This is a genomic window from Ohtaekwangia sp. (genome assembly GCF_036568665.1).
In the GTDB taxonomy this organism is placed as follows: domain Bacteria; phylum Bacteroidota; class Bacteroidia; order Cytophagales; family Cyclobacteriaceae; genus Ohtaekwangia.
This window is the reverse complement of sequence record NZ_DATCSD010000253.1, coordinates 1-3,918: the sequence shown is the minus strand read 5'-3', so window position 1 is coordinate 3,918 and position 3,918 is coordinate 1. Positions and strand designations below refer to the sequence as shown.

The following is a 3,918-nucleotide window of genomic DNA, read 5'->3' as shown; positions in this document are numbered from 1 at the left end:
ATGAAAAGAATTTATATAGAAACGATTTACCTGCGATGCACTATTGGATATCTGAAGTGTTACCGTACCATTGGCTTCACCCTTGCAGATAACATCGCTGCTCCCAATGATAGAAACGGTTGGCGGTGGCGCGTAAATATTGAAAGCTTGTGGTTCACTGGTACGGCCAGCTAAGGTCGCATCACTTGCGCGAGCATATAATACACCATAGACTGAAGATAACCCCAGAGCAGAAAGTTCGCTGGCGGTTAGTGTAACCTGACGGGAGGTCTTGCTGACTTTTTTCCAGGAGCTTGCTACAGTTGGAGTGTTTGTGACCTCCCAGGTAACTGTAGTTCCTTTCAAACATTGTGGAGTAGACAGCGTTATCGCATCACAACTTTGGACTGTATTTATACTCAGTTGAGGCCAAAAGATATATCCCATATTAAAGTCATACATGGCATCCATTCCTTTATATTTCATGGCAACTGACCCCGTTGGACTGAGTCCAAAATTATAACAACTGGTGCTGTTGACATTTACATTATCGCTGGCATCATCACTTCCGACAACAGTTACGTTGGACCCGGAGCATACAATATTCAAACCTATATTAATGGTCTTGTTCTTGAGACTGTTCCAGTCTGTTCCACTCAGATAAAAATGATCAGTCACTTTAGCATTTTTACCATAATTGTCCATCGATCCACCTGCGTTAACATTGAGAGCCCACCCCACTGTAAATTCATAGTTGGCAAAACTACAGCTTGACGCAGGGTGAGTGCCTCCGGTAAGCATGGTAAACTCTAGTACCCACCCCTGGGCAAAACTCAGGTTGTATATTCCTGCAACAAAAAAGAAAAGCAGGTAAAATTTTATCCTCATCGCTTCTTCTATCTATTTATAATCACACCACTGCTCCATCAAAAAATTATATCTATAATCCTGCTCATCTCCGATAACGCTCCATTATTAAACACTGCCATTACCTGGTAGCTATATTTACCGCCCACTGTCATACCACTATCGATAAATTGTCTTTCTTTTACTGTACGGTATAATTGTATCGCTCCGGCATCGCTTTTTTTATAGATGCGGTAAGAAACCACATCGGCCTGCGAGTACGCCCAGCTTAGTATAATTTTCCTGTTCACTCTATCCACCGTAGGCGTGCTCACCTCTACAGCAGGTTTAGGCTTCGGAAGTATAAATCCGGTTACGGCCGGTGTTGGCGGTGATTCTAATCCGGCTTCATCTATAGCAATAACGGTATAGTGCTGTACGCTGCTGTTACTCAGGTTCTGATCCGTATAGGTATATACCGAATCAGTACCCGCGGGCTTTGTAACCAATCGCATCCATTGTCCCTGATCACCTTTGCGGTATACTTCATACTTCACCACATCCTGGCTGCCACTGGGTTGCCAGCGAAGTTCAACACCTTCCTTCGTGGATTTTACCGGAAGCCATACCGGTGGCATAGGAGGAACTTTGTCAGGCAACACAAGACTAAGTATAGCAGAGAGCGCTGAGTGATTCTGATTCTTATCGATCGCCATCACCTGGTAATGAATTTTATCGTTCAGGCTTTTCAATTCTACACGATCGGTAAATACAGTATCTTTTACAGGATCGCCTGTCATCAACGCAAATTCTTCACTCTGATAATAGGCCCTGTAAATCCGGTATCCAGATATATCGCTGTCGGAGTTGGGCTTCCAGCTAATGCGTACATTTCCAAATTCATCCACCTTACCTTTCAAGCCGGCCGGTATAGCAGGAGGTATACTGTCTACCAGCATCGCGAGGTAAGGCATGGAGATGATCTCCGTTCCGTCCAGTGTTTTCGCTTTTAGCTTATAGTAATTGGACTGCTGCGGGCTAGTATCTTTATAGGCTCGTAACGATGAAGGCAGTATATCTTTATGAATGGTTTTATAGGGGCCGGAAGAAGTTGCAGAGCGGGTTACTTCAAAACCTGTGAGCGCATCGTTCTCGGCCTGCGGAAACTCCCATTGTATATCTATACTCTTGTTATCTGTACTTAAAGCCGAAGTTATAAATACACTTGATTTGACAGTCTTGTTCCCTTTTACCTTAACGAGATCAGATACCGGTCCGTATTCTCCGAAAGGTGTAATGCCGCGGATTCGATAACTATATTCTTTCTCTATCGAAGCCAATGTATCTACCGCATACTGAAATTTACTGTCCTGCCCTTTTTTACTGAGTGTAACACCTGCTATATCGGTAACCGGTATAAATGTCTTTCCGTCTTCCGAACGTTCCACCGAGTATGTTGTATACAGTGATGCATGCTCGGCCTGATTCCAACGCATGGTCACTACATTTCCTTTTGTTTGTGCGGTAAACCCGACAACCGATGGTAATTGATATTTCTGTGTCGGATCAATAAAAATACTTCCCTTCAAGGTATCCCGGGGAGTAATTACCCGGACACGGTATAAATACTTTACATTCTTCTCGATCTGCTTGTCGCTGAAATATAGTCCCTGTGCCTTCGCTATTTCGGGCGACATATCTGCGCAGAACAAAGCAATCGAATAACGCTGTTCATTTTCTTTTGCCTTGTTTACAATTTGCATAATATCGCTATGCTCGATGTTCAGTTCAAAGGTTGCGCCATAGAGTGCCTGTGCTGTGATCATCCCGTATTTATTATTGGTGAATCGCTCCCACTGCTCTTCGGGCAATGGCTTCAGCGGCATGGGTGTTAATACCTTTCGTTCCGCCGGACGTATAACCTTACCGTTGCGCACCATCGCGAAACGTTCCACCTGGTAACCATACTGATTGGCAAGCCGCCAATCGCTGACATTCAGAGGCGCCCATCGCAATGTGATCGAATCAACGGAAGGACGTACTATGACAGCAATAGCATCTGCGTTTTTCAACACACGCGTTGAATCCTGTGCTATAGCATGCATCGCTATACATGCCAGCACACCCATCATCCAACATCTCATCTTAATCCGGTATGGCATTGTATAACTCCCAATCATAACTGCTTGTCGTTTTATTAATTCCTGGTATGCGGTAATTCAATCGCACATAATATTTACCCTGCCGATAGAATGGGAATGGTTGGGTCAGTATCTTGTTTAATCGGTCGGTAATTCGTTCGGGTTTGTCTACTACATAGTTGGCCACCTGTTGTTGTATACTTCGGTAGTCTGTTATCATGGCGTGCATCAGGTCGTAGCGCATATAGCCACTTAGCGTTGTCGTTGCGATAGCCATGGCATCATCTGTAAGCACAGGAGCCTCGCTAAGCTGTTCCAAAAATGCAGCGCGTACCGCAGGTAATCCAAGTAAGGAAGTATCGCGCGTTGTTTTAATATACCCCAGCAACGGATAACCTTCATATACCAGCGGATATACTAATTGATTATACCACTTGTTGTTGTCCAGCAGCGCTACCGTTGTGATCATCGGGGCATACTCATCTTTACCTTCCAGTTCATAGTGATCCATCAGCTCCGGACCTTGCAGGTACGATTTCAGTTCCATCATATCGCCCGCTTGTGAAGGTATAGTCATCGTTATACCCAGATTCACACTGGCCATTTTTTCACGGAATGTATTATACTTGCTCGTGCGGAATGGTGAAGTAAATACCGTCTTGATCTCACGAATAGCCAACTCGCCTTCTATACTTTTCGTTGTCAGTGTATCACCACCCGCCAGCTCTGTGTTTACCTGTTGAACGTTGGCATCGAGCACCGCCTGTTGCTTGGGTATATTCAATATCTCCAGCTTGTATACTTTATCATTTTGTATACCTGTAGCAGGAATGGCAAAGGAAATTTTACTCTCGGCTGCATTATAGCTGAACGTTGTTTCGGTGTAGCTTTGCGCTTCGGCATTGGTCAGGTGCATAGACTGTATCCATGCTTCACCGGGTGTGAACAGGTA

3 protein-coding genes are annotated in these 3,918 nt (G+C 44.6%); all 3 read right to left on the bottom strand.

Annotated features, from left to right (window positions below):
- Nucleotides 1-867, bottom strand: an 867-nt coding sequence (locus tag VIN08_RS14015) for a hypothetical protein (RefSeq protein ID WP_331966196.1), incomplete at its 3' end; no start/stop codon positions are given.
- A gap of 38 nt (nt 868-905) precedes the next feature.
- The gene (locus VIN08_RS14010) at nt 906-2,969 is read right to left on the bottom strand and encodes a hypothetical protein (protein WP_331966193.1); all 2,064 of its coding nucleotides are present in this window, start codon (nt 2,967-2,969) and stop codon (nt 906-908) included.
- 1 nt (nt 2,970) lies between these two features.
- The coding region (locus tag VIN08_RS14005) for a hypothetical protein (protein WP_331966191.1) at nt 2,971-3,918 on the bottom strand (948 nt) is incomplete at its 5' end.

Excerpts from the sequence above, each read along its gene's own strand:
- VIN08_RS14010 (WP_331966193.1), bottom strand. The coding sequence starts at position 2,969 with ATGAGATGTTGGATGATGGGTGTGCTGGCATGTATAGCGATGCATGCT.